Source organism: Paraburkholderia sp. HP33-1 (assembly GCF_021390595.1).
In the GTDB taxonomy this organism is placed as follows: Bacteria; Pseudomonadota; Gammaproteobacteria; order Burkholderiales; family Burkholderiaceae; genus Paraburkholderia.
Map to the genome: position 1 here is coordinate 809,857 of NZ_JAJEJR010000001.1, position 13,296 is coordinate 823,152.

A 13,296-nucleotide genomic window follows, 5' to 3' on the forward strand; every position below is an offset into this window, starting at 1 on the left:
CCTGGAGTGTGTCGCGTGTATTATTCCGCGCTGTTCAGGTCGTAAAATGTATTAATCATGCTGCCAACGATCCCCGACCTGCGCCAGTTGCGCTACTTTGTCACCGTCGCCGAGGAGAAGCACTTCGGGCGCGCGGCCGCGCGTCTGTCGATGACGCAGCCGCCGCTGTCGCAGGCCATCCGCGCGTTGGAGGAGACGCTTGGCGTCGAGCTGTTCGCGCGCACCAAGCGCTCGGTCGAGCTGACGGCGGTCGGCGCCGATCTGCTGCCCGAGGTGCAGCGGCTGCTCGCGGCCGCCGAAGGGCTGAGGCCGCTTGCGCAGAGCCTCGCGCGCGGCGAGGCGGGCGTGCTGTCGCTGGCGTTCGTGTCGACCGCGGATTACGGCCTGCTGCCGCTCCTGCTGCGCGATTTCGGCGTGCGGCATCCGCGCGTGCGGCTCGAGTTGACCGAGGCGACCAGCGACGTGCAGGTCGAGGAGCTGGTGGCCGGGCGTATCGACGCGGGTCTCGTGATCGCGCCGCTGCCGTCGCGGCACGCGGCGCAACTATCGTGGTTGCCGATCGCGCGCGAGCCGCTCGTGATCGCGATGTCGACGGAAATGGCTCAGCGGGTGCAGGGCGGCGTGAACACCTGCGACAGCCCCGCCGCCGAATGGCTCGACACCCCCGTCAGCCTGCGCGATCTCGCCGATGCGCCGCTCGTGATCTTCCCAAGACGTCTCGCGCCAGGCTTTTATGACATCATTATGGATTGCTACGGCGTCGCGGGCCTCGCGCCGCGGATCGGCCAGGAGGCGATCCAGATGCAGACCATCGTCAGTCTCGTGTCGGCCGGCATGGGCGTCGCACTGGTGCCGCAATCGTTGCGTAACCTGCGCCGCACGGGTGTCGTCTACCGGCCCCTGTCGGAGTCGGTGCCCGCGATCGAGACCGGCCTCGTCTGGCGTACCGACGAAGTCAGTCCGGTGCTGGCGGGCTTTATCGATATCGTGCGCGCGCATGCGGCGAGCGTCGCGTCGCGTGTATAGATCGCGCTTCTGATTCCCTGTAAAAACTGCTTCCGAACCTGAACTGCCCATAATTACACGATGCTCATTCACCCCAATTTCGACCCGGTCGCCATTCATCTAGGGCCGCTCGCCGTGCGCTGGTATGGCCTGATGTACCTCGTGGCGTTCGTCGCGGCGATCGTCGTCGCACGGCTGCGGCTGCGTCTGCCGTATGTCGCCGCGCAAGGCTGGACCGCGAAGGATATCGACGACATGCTGTTCTACGGCGTGCTGGGCACGATCCTCGGCGGACGGCTCGGCTATGTGCTGTTCTACAAGGCGAGCTTCTATTTCGCGCATCCGCTCGACATCGTCAAGGTGTGGGAGGGCGGCATGTCGTTTCACGGCGGCTTTCTCGGCGTGACGCTCGCGATGATCCTGTTCGCGTATCAGCGCAAGCGCTCGTGGCTGCAAGTCACCGACTTCGTCGCGCCGATGGTGCCCACGGGCCTCGCGGCCGGGCGTCTCGGCAACTTTATCAACGGCGAGCTGTGGGGTCGCGTGACCGATCCGTCCGCGCCGTGGGCGATGCTGTTCCCGGGCGCCGCACCCGACGACGCCGCGTGGCTCACCGCGCATCCGCAACTGGCCGCGCAATGGCATCTGAACGAAGTGTTCGCGCAATATCACATGCTGCCGCGGCATCCGTCGGAACTGTACGAAATCGCGCTCGAAGGCGTGGCGCTGTTCTTCGTGCTGATCTTCTTCTCGCGCAAGCCGAAGCCGCTCGGCGCGATTTCCGCGATGTTCCTGATCGGCTACGGCCTCGCACGCTTCACGGTCGAATTCGCGCGCGAGCCGGACGATTTCCTGGGCCTGCTGGCGATGGGGCTGTCAATGGGCCAGTGGCTGTCGCTGCCGATGATCCTCGCGGGCATCGGCCTGATGGTGTGGGCGTATCGCCGGGGGCGTCGCGAGCCGGCGCAGGCGGTTGGTGCGAACTGAGCCACGCACGCTCGGGTAGCGCAGCAAGCGCTGCATAAAAAAACGCCACGGCATCGTGGGATGCCGTGGCGTTTCTATTTGCGCTTGCGCATCACTTCATCTGCACCGACCCCGACACGTTGACCGTCACGGTCGACGTGCCGCCTTCGATTGGCATCGGCGCGCCCTTGGCGTCGGCACCCATCGCGCGCGCGCTCATCATCATCATCGGACGCGGCATCACGCCGCTGTGACTCACGTTGACCTCGCGGATCGAATAGCCGCTAAAGCCGAATGCCTGCGAGGACGACGCGGCCTGCTCGCGAAACGACTTGATCGCTTCGCCGCTGAGCCTTTGTTCCGCGGCGCGCTGCGCTTCCGGTGACAGCGAGAAGCGTACGTTGCCGACTTGCATGATCGATGCCATTTGTCCGGCAAGCTTCGATGCAGCCGCGAAGTCGCGCGATTCGAGCACGACTTCCGTACGGCCGCGCCACGTCGAGATGCGTCCGTCGCGGTCGGTCGATGGGAAGATCGAGAACGCGCCCGAGCGTGCCGTCACGCCGGCGACGCCGCGCGCTTTCTGCAACGCCGCATCGGCGCGTTCGTTCAGTGTCGACGTCAGCGACGACGGCTCGCTCGCTTCCTGCTCGTAAAACAGCGTGATTTCGACTTCGTCCTGCGGGACTTCCGCGCTCGCCTGCGCATTCAGCGACAGCACGCCCGCAGGCTGCGGCATCATGCTTTGCGCGCGAGCGAGAACCGGGTTCAGTGCAAGTGCGACAGGCGCGCCAAAGGCGAACGCGAGTGCGAGGGCCCGTGCGGTTTTTTTCGTCATGGCTGGACTCCTTGTTTGAACAGGTGGTGCACGTTCGACGCGCGCGCCGCGCGCTGACGCGATGTTTGACAGATGCGCTGGCGAAAGGGTATGGATGCCGTCGAGCAGTTAGGCCGAGCGATCGCGTTTCGGCAACCGATTAGGCGCGCGTGACCGAGGCTTGGTTCCCCAATTAGCGCATCGCCGCCGCACCGGAAATGATGGCCTGAGCGCGCTCACGACATGTGCCGCGCCGCGCGTTCGCCGTTAAACCAGCTGTTTAGTGATGAAGCGCCATTCGGCTTCCGTCACGGGCGTGATTGACAGACGGTTGCCTTTGGCTAGCACGCGCATATCCTCCAACTCGGCATGCTCGCGCAAGGCAGCAAGCGAAATCAGCGGAATTTTCTTTTTGAACACGACGTCGACGAGTAACCAGCGCGGCGTTTCCGGCGACGACTTCGCGTCGTAGTACGGACTCTTCTTATCGAACTGGGTCGGGTCTGGATAAGCGGTCGACGACACTTCCGCGATGCCCGCAATGCCGGGCTCCGGACAGCTCGAATGATAGAAGAGCACGCCGTCGCCGATCTGCATCACGTCGCGCATGAAGTTGCGCGCCTGATAGTTGCGCACGCCGGTCCACGGCAAGGTGCGATGCGGTGCGTTGGCGAGATCGTCGATGCTTGCCTCGTCCGGTTCGGACTTCATCAGCCAGTAGCGCATGAATCAGAGTGAGCGTGTGAGGTTGAACGAGGCACGGGAGGGGCAGGCGCGTGCAGAAAAGCCCTTGAAAAAGGCCCTCAAACGAAAAACGGCTGCCAAAGAAAAAACGGCACCGAACCGAAGTCCGGTGCCGTTCCAGATAAGGTCCCCGCCTTAGCCGCTAGGCCGGCATCCTGAACCGAGGGTTCAGAATTGGTCGCAGTTAGCAACACTTCGGGTACATCAGACAGAGTGACGCGCACGCCCGTGCTACAAATTTCCGCAACCGTGCACATGGCATTGGTTCAAGGAATATATGACCTTGGCGAACCAGGCAGGGAAGCAAACTAGTAAAGCTACAACACACCAACCTTTGAACACGCGACCGGTTCGACACCGGCCTGCTACTGCTTACTGCAAGCTGTACTGTTGAATCACAGTACCTAGCTGTTCGTTCATTTGCTGCATTGTACGCCGGATTTCTTCAGCGGGAAATGCTTCTCCGTGTCGCACGCTGCTTTGCAGCTTAAGCAGTTCCGATGCCAGTGACAGTGCAGCCATCACGGCAATGCGATCCGTGCCGCGCATGTTGCTGCCGCTGCGGATCTTCTTCATCTCGGCGTCGACGCGCGCGACCGCTTCGAGCAGCGCGCCTTCCGTTTCCGGCGAGCAGGCGAGACGATAAGGTACGTCGAGAATCGATACTTCGATCTGCTTGGTGGTCATGCGTTTTCTCCGTGGCGGCTTACGTCGCTTTCCGCTTCCTCGTGTTCGGGCTGGGCGGACTCGAGCAGATCGAGCTGGTTATCCGGTTCGCTGCTCGCGCGTGCGCGCGGCAATTTCTCGAGAATCGCATTCAGGCGCACCTGAGCGTCGTCGATCTTGGCGGACAGAGCGTCGCGTTCCGCCTGCAGTGCATTGCGCTCTTCGCGCAATTGCGCGAGCTCCGCGTGCGTTGCTTCTACTTCGGCACGCGTTTGCGCGAGTTGCTCTTCGAGCGCGAGCCGCGCTTCGTGGTGGCGCTGGCTGATCGCAATCAGCTTGCCGATATTCTGGGAGAGTGATTCGAGTTCGGTGAGCATGTGCTGCGTCCTCTAAAGACATCGCATTTTAGCGCGGAATATTACAGGTTCCGACAATTGTCTCGTTTCGAGACGTAACAGCATCGCTTCGTACGCGTTCGCTCCGTCTCATGTTGTCGACCATAAGATAAAAAACCGGACATCTATCGGACAATAATCTGCATTCAACAGAACGGATTGCGTACCGCCTGACCTTTCTTGACGCCCCGCGAGGCCGCTCCTAAACTTCCCGCACTCTGGTGCCCGCGCGCTTGTCGGTGCGGGCAGTTAAACGGGAAGCAGGGCGCGCGGTACCAAAACAGATGCGCGAACCTGTGCTGCTCCGCAACGGTAAGCGAGGGCATGTGCTGTGCTCATGCAGGTCGGTCCTGGTCGCAGGTTCGAAGTTCAACATGCGAGTGTGCCACTGCGCGTCACGCGTGGGAAGGCGGGATTGACGTGTCGTAGCCCGGATACCGGCCAGACATAAGGGACGTCCCCCCACGAAAACGTTAAACAAAGGGGCGCCTCGTGACGCGTCGGCCTGCGAGAATGCAGGCCGCGCACGCTATCCAAAGGAATGTCGTCCCATGCTGTCCCCTGTCGCGATAGAGACGCCGCGCCCGATGAACGCGAAACGCGCAGCGGCGATCTGGCTCGGGCTCGCGCTCGTCGCCGTAGCGGTGCTCGGCGCGTCCCTCGTGCTCGGCAGCGTGCCGCTCGCGCCATCGCGCGTGCTGGCGGCGCTCGTGCCTGCGCACACGTTTGGCGGCGCGGGCACCGACGATCTCGCCGGCGAAATCGTACGTACGTTGCGCTTGCCGCGCGCGCTCGCGGGCTTCGCGTGCGGCGCGTTGCTCGCGCTCGCCGGCGCGCTGCTGCAGGTGCTGCTGCGCAATCCGCTGGCCGAGCCGTATGTGCTCGGCGTGTCGGGCGGCGCGGCAAGCTTTGCGCTCGTCGCGATGATCGCGGGCGGCGCATGGTGGATCGTCGATGCGAGCGCGTTCGCGGGTGCGCTCGTGTCGATCCTGCTGGTGCTCGGTCTTGCGCGTCGCGAACTATGGCGCGGCGAGCCGCAGGACACATCGCCGCGTTTGCTGTTGACCGGCGTGGTGATCGCGGCGGGGTGGGGCGCGTTGATCACGCTGCTGCTCAATCTCGCGCCCGACAGCCGTCTGCGCGGCATGTTGTTCTGGCTCACCGGCGACCTCAACGGCGGGGCGCTACCGTGGACCGCGCTGATCGCGCTCGCGCTCGTGTTGCTCGCGATCGTGCCGGCCGCACCACGTCTGAACGTGCTGCTGCGTGGCGACGCGGCCGCACAGGCATTAGGCGTCGCGGTGATGCCGCTGCGTTTGCGCGTGTATCTGGTTGCCTCGCTCGCCGCGGCCGCGGCGGTGACGACCGCGGGCACGATCGGCTTCGTCGGTCTCGTCGTGCCGCACGTGCTACGGCTCGCGTTCGGCAACGATCAGCGCATGCTGCTGCCGGCGGCCGCGCTCGGCGGCGGTGTCGCAGTGATGGGCGCGGATCTGATCGCGCGTACCGCGATCGCGCCCGCGCAATTGCCGGTCGGCGTGATTACGTCGCTGGTCGGCGTGCCGGTCTTTCTATGGATGCTGCTCAGGCGCCGCCGATGATGCGAGCCCACGACAGCGCCACCTCTTCCGTGCTGAGCGCGCAACGCCTGACGTTGCGCGCCGGTGCGCGCACCTTGCTCGACGCGTTCACGCACACGTTCTACGCGGGCGAAATCTGGTGTATCGCCGGGCCGAACGGCGCGGGCAAGACGACCTTGCTGTCGACGCTGGCAGGCCTGTTGCAGCCGGCCTCGGGCCATGTCGAACTCGATGGCGCGCGCGTGGCCGACTGGCAACCGCTCCCGCTCGCACGGCGTCGCGCGCTGATGCCGCAAAGCGCGGCCGATGCGTTCAGCGCGAGTGTGCTCGACATCGTGCTGCTGAACCGCTTCCCGCATCTGGGCGGCTGGGGCTGGGAGCGTGACGAGGATCGCGCGGCCGCGCAAGCGGCGCTCGAACGACTCGGTCTCGCGGACTTCGCCGCGCGCGACGTGCTGTCGCTATCGGGCGGCGAGCGTCAGCGCGTCGCGCTCGCGGCCGTGCTGTGCCAGGACGCGCCGCTGTTGTTGCTCGACGAACCGTTGTCCCATCTCGACCTGCATCATCAGATCGACTGCCTCGAAGCACTCACGGCATGGACGCGCGAACCACGCCGTAGTGTGCTGTTCTCATGTCACGATCTGAATCTCGCGCGCCGCTTCGCGACGCACGCATTGCTGCTCGACGGCGCGGGCGGCGCGTATGCGGGTCCGGCGCGCGAGGTGCTGACGCCCGCGCTGACGAGCCGCGCGTTCGGCTATCCGCTGATCCTGATTCGCGATGGCGAGCACGAGGCGCTGATTCCCGCGCCGCGCCCGCGTCACGAATCGCCTGCCGGTCATGACATATAGTCAGGCTGATTATTGACTCTTATTTCCTGTTTCGATCACACCTATGACTCGCTTCCCACTCCCGGCCGGTTTGCCCGCGGTCGCTCCGCTCGATCAAACTCTGCGAGCCGAACTGCAACGGATCATCGATACGCGCACTAAACCGCCCGGCAGCCTCGGCCGGCTCGAAACCCTCGCGCTGCAGATGGGTTTGATCCAGCACACCACGCGTCCTACCGTCGAGCGTCCCGCGATGATCGTTTTCGCGGGCGATCACGGCATCGCCGCCGAAGGCGTGAGCCCATATCCGCAATCAGTGACCGCACAGATGGTCGCGAACTTCCTCGCAGGCGGAGCGGCGATCAACGCGCTGAGCCGCGTCGCGGGTCTCGAACTCGAAGTGGTCAACGCGGGTATCGCGACGCCCCTGCCGTCGACTGACGGGCTCGTCGACATTCCGGTCGGAGGCGGCACGCGCAACTTCGCGCACGAAGCCGCAATGACGCATGCCGAAGCGCTCGCCGCCATGCAGGCGGGCGCTGCGCGCGTGCGTCATCACGCGGCGCTCGGCACGAACGTGATCGGCTTCGGCGAGATGGGCATCGCGAACACGTCGGCGGCCGCGTGCCTGATGAGCCGCCTGTGCGGCGTGCCGATCGACGACTGCGTCGGCCGCGGCACCGGTCTCGACGACGCCGGGCTCGCGAGGAAGCGCAACGTGCTCGCGTCGGCGCTCGCACGCCATGCCGACGCACGCGCGCCGCTCGACGTACTCGCGACCTTTGGCGGCTTCGAGATCGCGATGATGGCGGGCGCGTATCTGGCGGCCGCCGAAGCGCGCATGACGATCCTCGTCGATGGCTTCATCGCGACGTCCGCGCTGCTGGTCGCCGATGCGTTCTCGCCCGAGGTGCGTGAGTACTGTGTGTTCGCGCATGCGTCGAACGAGGCGGGGCATCGGCGCATGCTCGATCATTTCGGTGCGCAGCCGCTGCTGTCGCTCGACATGCGGCTCGGCGAGGGTACGGGCGCCGCGCTCGCGGTGCCGCTGCTGCGCGCGGCGGTGGCTTTCGTCAACGAGATGGCGAGCTTCGATTCGGCGGGCGTCGCGGATCGCGAAGCGTGATGCACATGAGCACACGCTTCGCGAGAATGCGAACCCCGGCCCGTATCGCTGTGAACGCGCACCCGCCACGTCGATGAACCCGCTCGCGGAACTGCGCTACTTCTTCACCGCGCTCGGTTACTTCACGCGCGTGCCGGTGCCGCGCTGGGTCGGCTTCGAGCCGCATTACCTGAACGCGGCGGCGCGCTATTTTCCGCTCGTCGGCGTGTTGGTGGGCGGCTTCAGCGCGCTCGTCTATCTGGCCGCGCTGCGCGTGTTGCCGCCAGGCGTCGCGGTGTTGCTGTCGATGGCCGCATCGCTCATCGTGACGGGCGCATTTCACGAGGACGGTCTTGCCGATTGCATCGATGCGTTCGGTGGCGCATATACCCGCGATGATGCGCTGCGCATCATGCACGACTCGCGCATCGGTGCCTTCGGCGCCATCGCGCTCGTGATCGCCCTGGCGATCAAGTGGCAAACGCTCGCGGCGTTGCCGCCGCTGCGCGCCGCAAGTCTGATGATTGCCGCGCATGGCGCGAGCCGTGCCTGCGCGATCAGCTACCTGGCCACGCTCGATTACGTGCGCGCCGCAGGCAAGGCCCGGCCGGTCGCGCAGCGTCTGAGCGGGCAGGCGCTGCTGTGCGCCGCGCTGTTCGGGCTGCCGTGGCTGCTGTGGCCGAACGGCCCCGGCGCGCCCGACTGGCGTTTCGCCGCGCTCACGTGTGTCGTGCTGTTCGCGCTGCGCTTCGCGATCGGCCGTTATTTCGTCAGACGCATTGGCGGCTATACCGGTGACTGCCTCGGCTTCGCGCAACAGATCTTCGAATTGAGCATCTATCTGGTGGGGCTTGCATGGATATCGTCCTGATTCGACATCCCGCTGTCGCTCTCGAGGCGGGTGTCTGTTACGGCCATAGTGATGTCGCGTTGGCGGAGAGCGCCGAGGTATCGTCGAATGCGTTGGCGGTGAAGTTCGCGAACTTGCAGGTGCCGGCGCCGCGTGTGCTGATCACGAGTCCGCTCACGCGTTGCGCCGCGCTCGCGGCCGAGATCGCGAACGACTTCGGCTGCGTGGTCAGCCACGACGAGCGTCTGAAGGAGATGGATTTCGGTGCCTGGGAAGCGCAGCGCTGGGATGCGATCGATCGCGCGTTGCTCGACGACTGGGCCGCCAATTTCGAACATGCGCGCGCGCATGGCGGCGAGAGCGTCGCGCAATTCGTCGCGCGGGTGCGAGCGTGGTTCGATGCATTCGCGCAGACGCGCGAGCTGTCGCCCGCATATGTGGTCACGCACGCGGGCGTGATGCGCGCAATCGCGTCATGGGTGCTGGAGGTGCCGCTCGCGCGTTGCCTGCAGTGGTCGCTCGATATGACGGGGATCGTCTGGTTGCGGCGTAACGACGAAACATTGCAGTGGTCACTCGTGCGATGGAACGCGTGATCAGTCGGGTCATACGGAGAACTGATCGTTTCTTTGCGCGCGAGACACTGGATGTTACGGCGCGGGCTGCTTTCTGCGCGAACGCGCGAGTTCGAGGTCTTCGCACAGTTGCCGCGCGCCTTGCGCGATGCGCGGCGCGGGGCGGTTGATCAGATCGCCGTCGATTGCAAACAGGTTGTTGTTGGCGACTGCCGCGAGACCCGGCCACGCGCGCCACGTATCGAGTTGCGGCAGCGTCGTGTCGGGCCGCGTCGCACCGGGCGCGGCGGTGACGATCGCTTCCGGATTCGCGGCGAGCACCGCTTCGGTCGAGACCGTCGGCACGAGCGGCTGCAAGCCCGCGAACACGTTGCGGCCGCCGCACAGCGCGATCGCGTCGCTGATCATGTGCTCGCCGTTGAGCGTCATCAGCGGCCGGTCCCATACCTGGTAAAACACGCTGACGGATGGACGGCTCGCGTACTGCGCGCGTAGACGGGTGATGTCGTCGCGATAGGCGGCCGCCGCCGCGTCCGCGCTCGCCGACGTGCCGAGCAGCCGGCCGAGTCTCGTCAGCGACACGGCGACGTCGTCGAGGCGGCGCGGCTCGCTGAAAAAGAGCGGCACGTGAAGCTCGCGCAAGCGATCGAGCTGGCGCTGTGCATTGCCATGCCGCCACACCACGATCAGATCGGGTTTCAGCGCAACGATGCGTTCGAGGTCGAGCGCCTTGTTGTCGCCGACCCGCGGGAGTTGCTTCGCTTCGGGCGGATAGTCGCTGTACGACACCGCGCCGACCATCTTCGGGCCGCCGCCCGCGGCGTACAGCAATTCGGTGACATGCGGCGCGAGGCTGATCACGCGCTGCGCGGGCGCGGCGAGCGTGACGCTCGCGCCGCTGTCATCGGTGACGGTGATCGCGGCGAATCCGCTTAGCGAGTGCAGAGCGAGCGATGCGGCGCCGAACCAGAGGATGAAGCGGCGCGCGGGCGTGGCAAAGCGGATCATCGGGCGAGGGCGGGTCGGCAAGCGTTGAGCGGATTGGATGTGAAGAACCGTGCGTTAGCGCGTGCGCGCGGCGTCGATCGCGCGAACCGCCTGTTGCAGCTGCTGTTCGAAGCGGATCCACTCGGCTTCATCACCCGGCAGCCCGAAGCGCACGCTGGCCGACGGCACATCGAGCGATGGCGGAAAAAGCCGGGTCCACACGCCACGCTGCGCGAGCGCTTCGTGCAACGCGGCAGCGCGCGCGTCGTCGGTCCACGCGAACAGCGGCGTGCCGCGTGTCGCGAAACCGTGCGCATGCAATAGCGCGGCAAGCCGCGCGCTCTCGCTGATGAGCCTCTCACGCATCCGGGTTTGCCACTCGGTATCGGCGAGCGCGGCGCTCACTGCATGACGCGCGGGACCACTGACGGTCCACGCGCCCAACCTGTCGCGCAGCGCGGCGAGCAAGGCCGGCGCGCCCAGCACGAAACCCGCGCGCACCCCCGCCAGCCCGAAAAACTTGCCCGGCGAGCGCAACACAACGAGCCCGTCCAGATGCGTATGCGCCGCCAGCGACGCGACCCGCGCGGCCGGCAGGGTATCGGCGAACGCTTCGTCGACGAGCAGCGTACCGCCGCGCTCGCGCAGTTGCGCGTGCCAGTGCAGCAGCCTGGCGGCGTCGATATGCGCGGCGGTCGGATTGTTGGGATTGGCGATCGCGACATGCGTGAGCGTGACGGGCAGCGTGTCGAGCTGCACGTCGAGGGGCGCGACCTCGTGTCCGGCACGCGCGAACGAGGGCGCGTACTCGCCGTAGGTGAGCGGCGCGATGCCGACCGTCGCGGGCGGCAGCAGCAGGGGCAGCGCGCGAATCGCCGCCTGGCTGCCAGCGACCGGCAGCACGTGCGCGGCATCGGGCGCGCCGTAGTAGCGCGCGGCGCGTTCGGCGAAGCCGTCGCCCTCGTCGGGCAGACGGCGCCAGGCGTCGGCGGGGAGCGGCGGCACCGGATAGCCGTGCGGATTGATGCCGGTCGACAGATCGAGCCACTGCGCGTACGGAATGGCATAGCGCGTCGCCGCTTCGTGCAGGTTGCCGCCGTGCGCGATCGGGCCGCTTGCGGCGTTATCGCGAACCTGTATCCGGTCGGTCATACGCTCATCCCTACGCGCGTCGTGGCGCTCAGCCATGAACCGGCACGCTCAACAATGCCAGCACGATCAGCACGGCCAGCCAGAGAATCACCGTGCGCTCGACCAGCATCAACGCGGCGCCCACATGACGCGCTTCGGCGGGATGCCCGAAGCCTAGTGTCGGCCGCTGTTCGAGCGTGCCGTGATACACCGCCGCTCCGCCGATCAGCACGTTCAGGCTGCCGGCGCCGGCCGCCATCACCGGGCCCGCGTTCGGGCTGTCCCAGCGCGGCGCCTGCTCGCGCCAGCAGCGCCACGCGGTCAGGGTGTCGCCGAGCAGCGCATAACTCATAGCGGTCAGGCGCGCGGGAATCCAGTTCAGCGCGTCGTCGATGCGCGCGGCGGCCCAGCCGAAGCGCAGATAGCGCGGCGTGCGATAACCCCACATCGCGTCGAGCGTGTTGGCGAGGCGAAAGCCGAGCGCGCCCGGCCCGCCCGCGAGCGCGAACCAGAACAGCGTGCCGAAGATCGCGTCGTTGCCGTTTTCGAGTGCCGATTCGACCGCTGCGCGCGCGAGCGCGGCCTCGTCGGACTGCGCGGTGTCGCGCGAGACGATCTGCGCGGTCAACTGACGCGCGGTGGCGAGATCGTGTTGGCCGAGCGCCCGCGCGATCGGCGCGATGTGATCGCGCAGGCTGCGCGCGCCGAGCGCGAACCACAGCAGCGCGACGTGCAGCGCGCAGGCCGCGAAAAACGGCAACACGGCGACGAGCCCCCACGCGATCAACACCGGCGGCAACACCGCGAGCGCCCACGCGAACAGGCCTTTGAGCCGTAGACGCCGGTCGTGGTTCAAGCGCGCCTCGATGCGCGCAGCCCAGTTGCCGAAGCCGACGAGCGGATGCGCGCGGCCCGGCTCACCGAACCAGCGATCGACGGCGACGCCCGCGGTCGCGAGCGCCGCGATCAGCGGCATCGTCAGCGGCGGCATCACGCACGGCTCGCGCTTTTCAGCGCGACAGGCAGACCCGCGACCATCAGCGTGGCCTCGCTGCTCAACGCGGCAACGCGCTGATTGAGGCGCCCGAGTTCGTCGACGTAAAGCCGCGTGGCTTCGCCGAGCGGCACGACGCCGAGGCCGATCTCGTTGCTGACGACGATGATCTTGCCGCGCGCGCCGGCGAGCGCCGCTTCGAGCGCCGCGGCCTGCGCGTAGTAGTGCGGCAGCGGCGGTGCGGCGCCGTGGGCGGGACACAGCAGGTTCGCGAGCCACAGCGTCAGGCAGTCGATCAGCAGACACTGGCCCGGCGCGTCGTGTCGCGCGAGCGCGCCCGCGAGATCGTCGTCGGCTTCGACGAGCCCCCAATGCGCGGGCCGCCGCTCGCGGTGATGCGCGATGCGCGCGGTGAATTCGGCGTCGTCGGTGACGCGGGCGGTGGCGATGTAAGTGACGGGGAGGGCGCTGTCGCTGGCGAGCCGCTCGGCGTGCGCGCTCTTGCCCGAGCGGGCGCCGCCGAGGACGAAGGTGAGGTCGCGGGGAGTCATCGTGTGATTGTACCGGCGCGGTGGGATAATGCCGCTCGATTGCGCAGCCGCAAGCCACGCGCCGCATGTGCCGCGCACGCGGCTTTCAGATATCGCCGCT

At 66.6% G+C, this 13,296-nt stretch carries 15 protein-coding genes, 1 other RNA gene and 1 riboswitch; of the genes, 7 read left to right on the forward strand and 9 right to left on the reverse strand.

Translation table 11 applies throughout. The features are described 5' to 3' along the window. Positions 1 to 57 precede the first annotated feature (57 nt). Entirely contained in the window at positions 58 to 1,026 is a 969-nt protein-coding gene (locus L0U81_RS03710) for a LysR family transcriptional regulator (RefSeq protein WP_233800237.1), read from the forward strand. A gap of 60 nt (positions 1,027 to 1,086) precedes the next feature. Further along, the gene (gene lgt / locus L0U81_RS03715; protein ID WP_233800238.1) at positions 1,087 to 1,992 is read left to right on the forward strand and encodes a prolipoprotein diacylglyceryl transferase; all 906 of its coding nucleotides are present in this window, start codon (positions 1,087 to 1,089) and stop codon (positions 1,990 to 1,992) included. Between the two features lie 91 nt (positions 1,993 to 2,083). Here lgt and L0U81_RS03720 read toward each other — a convergent pair whose 3' ends face one another. From L0U81_RS03720 to L0U81_RS03740, 5 genes are all read right to left on the reverse strand, one after another. Next, on the reverse strand, positions 2,084 to 2,809 hold the full coding sequence (locus L0U81_RS03720) for an SIMPL domain-containing protein (protein WP_233800239.1): 726 nt from the start codon (positions 2,807 to 2,809) through the stop codon (positions 2,084 to 2,086). A 246-nt stretch (positions 2,810 to 3,055) separates the two neighbouring features. Next, positions 3,056 to 3,514, reverse strand: a complete 459-nt coding sequence (locus L0U81_RS03725) for an EVE domain-containing protein (protein WP_008923398.1) — start codon at positions 3,512 to 3,514, stop codon at positions 3,056 to 3,058. Positions 3,515 to 3,655: 141 nt separating this feature from the next. Beyond that, positions 3,656 to 3,837: non-coding RNA, 6S RNA (gene ssrS / locus L0U81_RS03730), on the reverse strand. Positions 3,838 to 3,904: 67 nt separating this feature from the next. Further along, positions 3,905 to 4,219 carry a cell division protein ZapA gene (locus L0U81_RS03735; RefSeq protein WP_233800240.1) on the reverse strand — a complete coding sequence of 105 codons (315 nt, stop codon included), beginning with the start codon at positions 4,217 to 4,219 and terminating at the stop codon, positions 3,905 to 3,907. After that, positions 4,216 to 4,575 (reverse strand): ATPase, encoded by a 360-nt coding sequence (locus tag L0U81_RS03740; protein WP_233800241.1) that lies wholly within the window; start codon positions 4,573 to 4,575, stop codon positions 4,216 to 4,218. Before L0U81_RS03740 ends, L0U81_RS03735 begins: the two co-directional genes overlap by 4 nt. A 220-nt stretch (positions 4,576 to 4,795) precedes the next feature. Continuing rightward, a riboswitch (cobalamin riboswitch) is annotated at positions 4,796 to 5,053 on the forward strand. A 91-nt stretch (positions 5,054 to 5,144) separates the two neighbouring features. On the opposite strand from L0U81_RS03740, the gene L0U81_RS03745 reads away from it, so the two are divergent. The 5 genes from L0U81_RS03745 (at position 5,145) to cobC (ending at position 9,554) form a co-directional block, all read left to right on the forward strand. Continuing rightward, positions 5,145 to 6,194 (forward strand): FecCD family ABC transporter permease, encoded by a 1,050-nt coding sequence (locus L0U81_RS03745; RefSeq protein ID WP_233800242.1) that lies wholly within the window; start codon positions 5,145 to 5,147, stop codon positions 6,192 to 6,194. Beyond that, positions 6,191 to 7,024, forward strand: coding sequence for an ABC transporter ATP-binding protein (locus L0U81_RS03750; protein ID WP_233800243.1), 834 nt, complete (start codon positions 6,191 to 6,193; stop codon positions 7,022 to 7,024). Before L0U81_RS03745 ends, L0U81_RS03750 begins: the two co-directional genes overlap by 4 nt. A 43-nt stretch (positions 7,025 to 7,067) precedes the next feature. Beyond that, on the forward strand, positions 7,068 to 8,129 hold the full coding sequence (cobT, locus tag L0U81_RS03755) for a nicotinate-nucleotide--dimethylbenzimidazole phosphoribosyltransferase (RefSeq protein ID WP_233800244.1): 1,062 nt from the start codon (positions 7,068 to 7,070) through the stop codon (positions 8,127 to 8,129). Positions 8,130 to 8,202: 73 nt separating this feature from the next. Then, complete coding sequence (locus L0U81_RS03760) at positions 8,203 to 8,979, forward strand: adenosylcobinamide-GDP ribazoletransferase (RefSeq protein WP_233800245.1); 777 nt, start codon at positions 8,203 to 8,205, stop codon at positions 8,977 to 8,979. Then, on the forward strand, positions 8,964 to 9,554 hold the full coding sequence (cobC, locus tag L0U81_RS03765; RefSeq protein ID WP_233800246.1) for an alpha-ribazole phosphatase: 591 nt from the start codon (positions 8,964 to 8,966) through the stop codon (positions 9,552 to 9,554). Before L0U81_RS03760 ends, cobC begins: the two co-directional genes overlap by 16 nt. Before the next feature lie 54 nt (positions 9,555 to 9,608). Here cobC and L0U81_RS03770 read toward each other — a convergent pair whose 3' ends face one another. The 4 genes from L0U81_RS03770 to cobU are packed head-to-tail and all read right to left on the reverse strand — an operon-like array spanning position 9,609 to position 13,196. After that, a complete protein-coding gene (locus L0U81_RS03770) occupies positions 9,609 to 10,541 on the reverse strand; it encodes a cobalamin-binding protein (RefSeq protein WP_233800247.1) in 933 nt (310 codons plus the stop codon). 54 nt (positions 10,542 to 10,595) lie between these two features. Continuing rightward, the gene (gene cobD, locus L0U81_RS03775; protein ID WP_233800248.1) at positions 10,596 to 11,672 is read right to left on the reverse strand and encodes a threonine-phosphate decarboxylase CobD; all 1,077 of its coding nucleotides are present in this window, start codon (positions 11,670 to 11,672) and stop codon (positions 10,596 to 10,598) included. A gap of 28 nt (positions 11,673 to 11,700) precedes the next feature. Further along, a complete protein-coding gene (gene cbiB / locus L0U81_RS03780) occupies positions 11,701 to 12,642 on the reverse strand; it encodes an adenosylcobinamide-phosphate synthase CbiB (protein WP_233804199.1) in 942 nt (313 codons plus the stop codon). Then, complete coding sequence (cobU, locus tag L0U81_RS03785) at positions 12,642 to 13,196, reverse strand: bifunctional adenosylcobinamide kinase/adenosylcobinamide-phosphate guanylyltransferase (RefSeq protein ID WP_233800249.1); 555 nt, start codon at positions 13,194 to 13,196, stop codon at positions 12,642 to 12,644. Before cobU ends, cbiB begins: the two co-directional genes overlap by 1 nt. Positions 13,197 to 13,296 lie beyond the last annotated feature (100 nt).

Excerpts from the sequence above, each read along its gene's own strand:
- L0U81_RS03710 (WP_233800237.1), top strand. The coding sequence starts at position 58 with ATGCTGCCAACGATCCCCGACCTGCGCCAGTTGCGCTACTTTGTCACC.
- lgt (WP_233800238.1), top strand. The coding sequence starts at position 1,087 with ATGCTCATTCACCCCAATTTCGACCCGGTCGCCATTCATCTAGGGCCG.
- L0U81_RS03720 (WP_233800239.1), bottom strand. The coding sequence starts at position 2,809 with ATGACGAAAAAAACCGCACGGGCCCTCGCACTCGCGTTCGCCTTTGGC.
- L0U81_RS03725 (WP_008923398.1), bottom strand. The coding sequence starts at position 3,514 with ATGCGCTACTGGCTGATGAAGTCCGAACCGGACGAGGCAAGCATCGAC.
- L0U81_RS03735 (WP_233800240.1), bottom strand. The coding sequence starts at position 4,219 with ATGACCACCAAGCAGATCGAAGTATCGATTCTCGACGTACCTTATCGT.
- L0U81_RS03740 (WP_233800241.1), bottom strand. The coding sequence starts at position 4,575 with ATGCTCACCGAACTCGAATCACTCTCCCAGAATATCGGCAAGCTGATT.
- L0U81_RS03745 (WP_233800242.1), top strand. The coding sequence starts at position 5,145 with ATGCTGTCCCCTGTCGCGATAGAGACGCCGCGCCCGATGAACGCGAAA.
- L0U81_RS03750 (WP_233800243.1), top strand. The coding sequence starts at position 6,191 with ATGATGCGAGCCCACGACAGCGCCACCTCTTCCGTGCTGAGCGCGCAA.
- cobT (WP_233800244.1), top strand. The coding sequence starts at position 7,068 with ATGACTCGCTTCCCACTCCCGGCCGGTTTGCCCGCGGTCGCTCCGCTC.
- L0U81_RS03760 (WP_233800245.1), top strand. The coding sequence starts at position 8,203 with ATGAACCCGCTCGCGGAACTGCGCTACTTCTTCACCGCGCTCGGTTAC.
- cobC (WP_233800246.1), top strand. The coding sequence starts at position 8,964 with ATGGATATCGTCCTGATTCGACATCCCGCTGTCGCTCTCGAGGCGGGT.
- L0U81_RS03770 (WP_233800247.1), bottom strand. The coding sequence starts at position 10,541 with ATGATCCGCTTTGCCACGCCCGCGCGCCGCTTCATCCTCTGGTTCGGC.
- cobD (WP_233800248.1), bottom strand. The coding sequence starts at position 11,672 with ATGACCGACCGGATACAGGTTCGCGATAACGCCGCAAGCGGCCCGATC.
- cbiB (WP_233804199.1), bottom strand. The coding sequence starts at position 12,642 with ATGCCGCCGCTGACGATGCCGCTGATCGCGGCGCTCGCGACCGCGGGC.
- cobU (WP_233800249.1), bottom strand. The coding sequence starts at position 13,196 with ATGACTCCCCGCGACCTCACCTTCGTCCTCGGCGGCGCCCGCTCGGGC.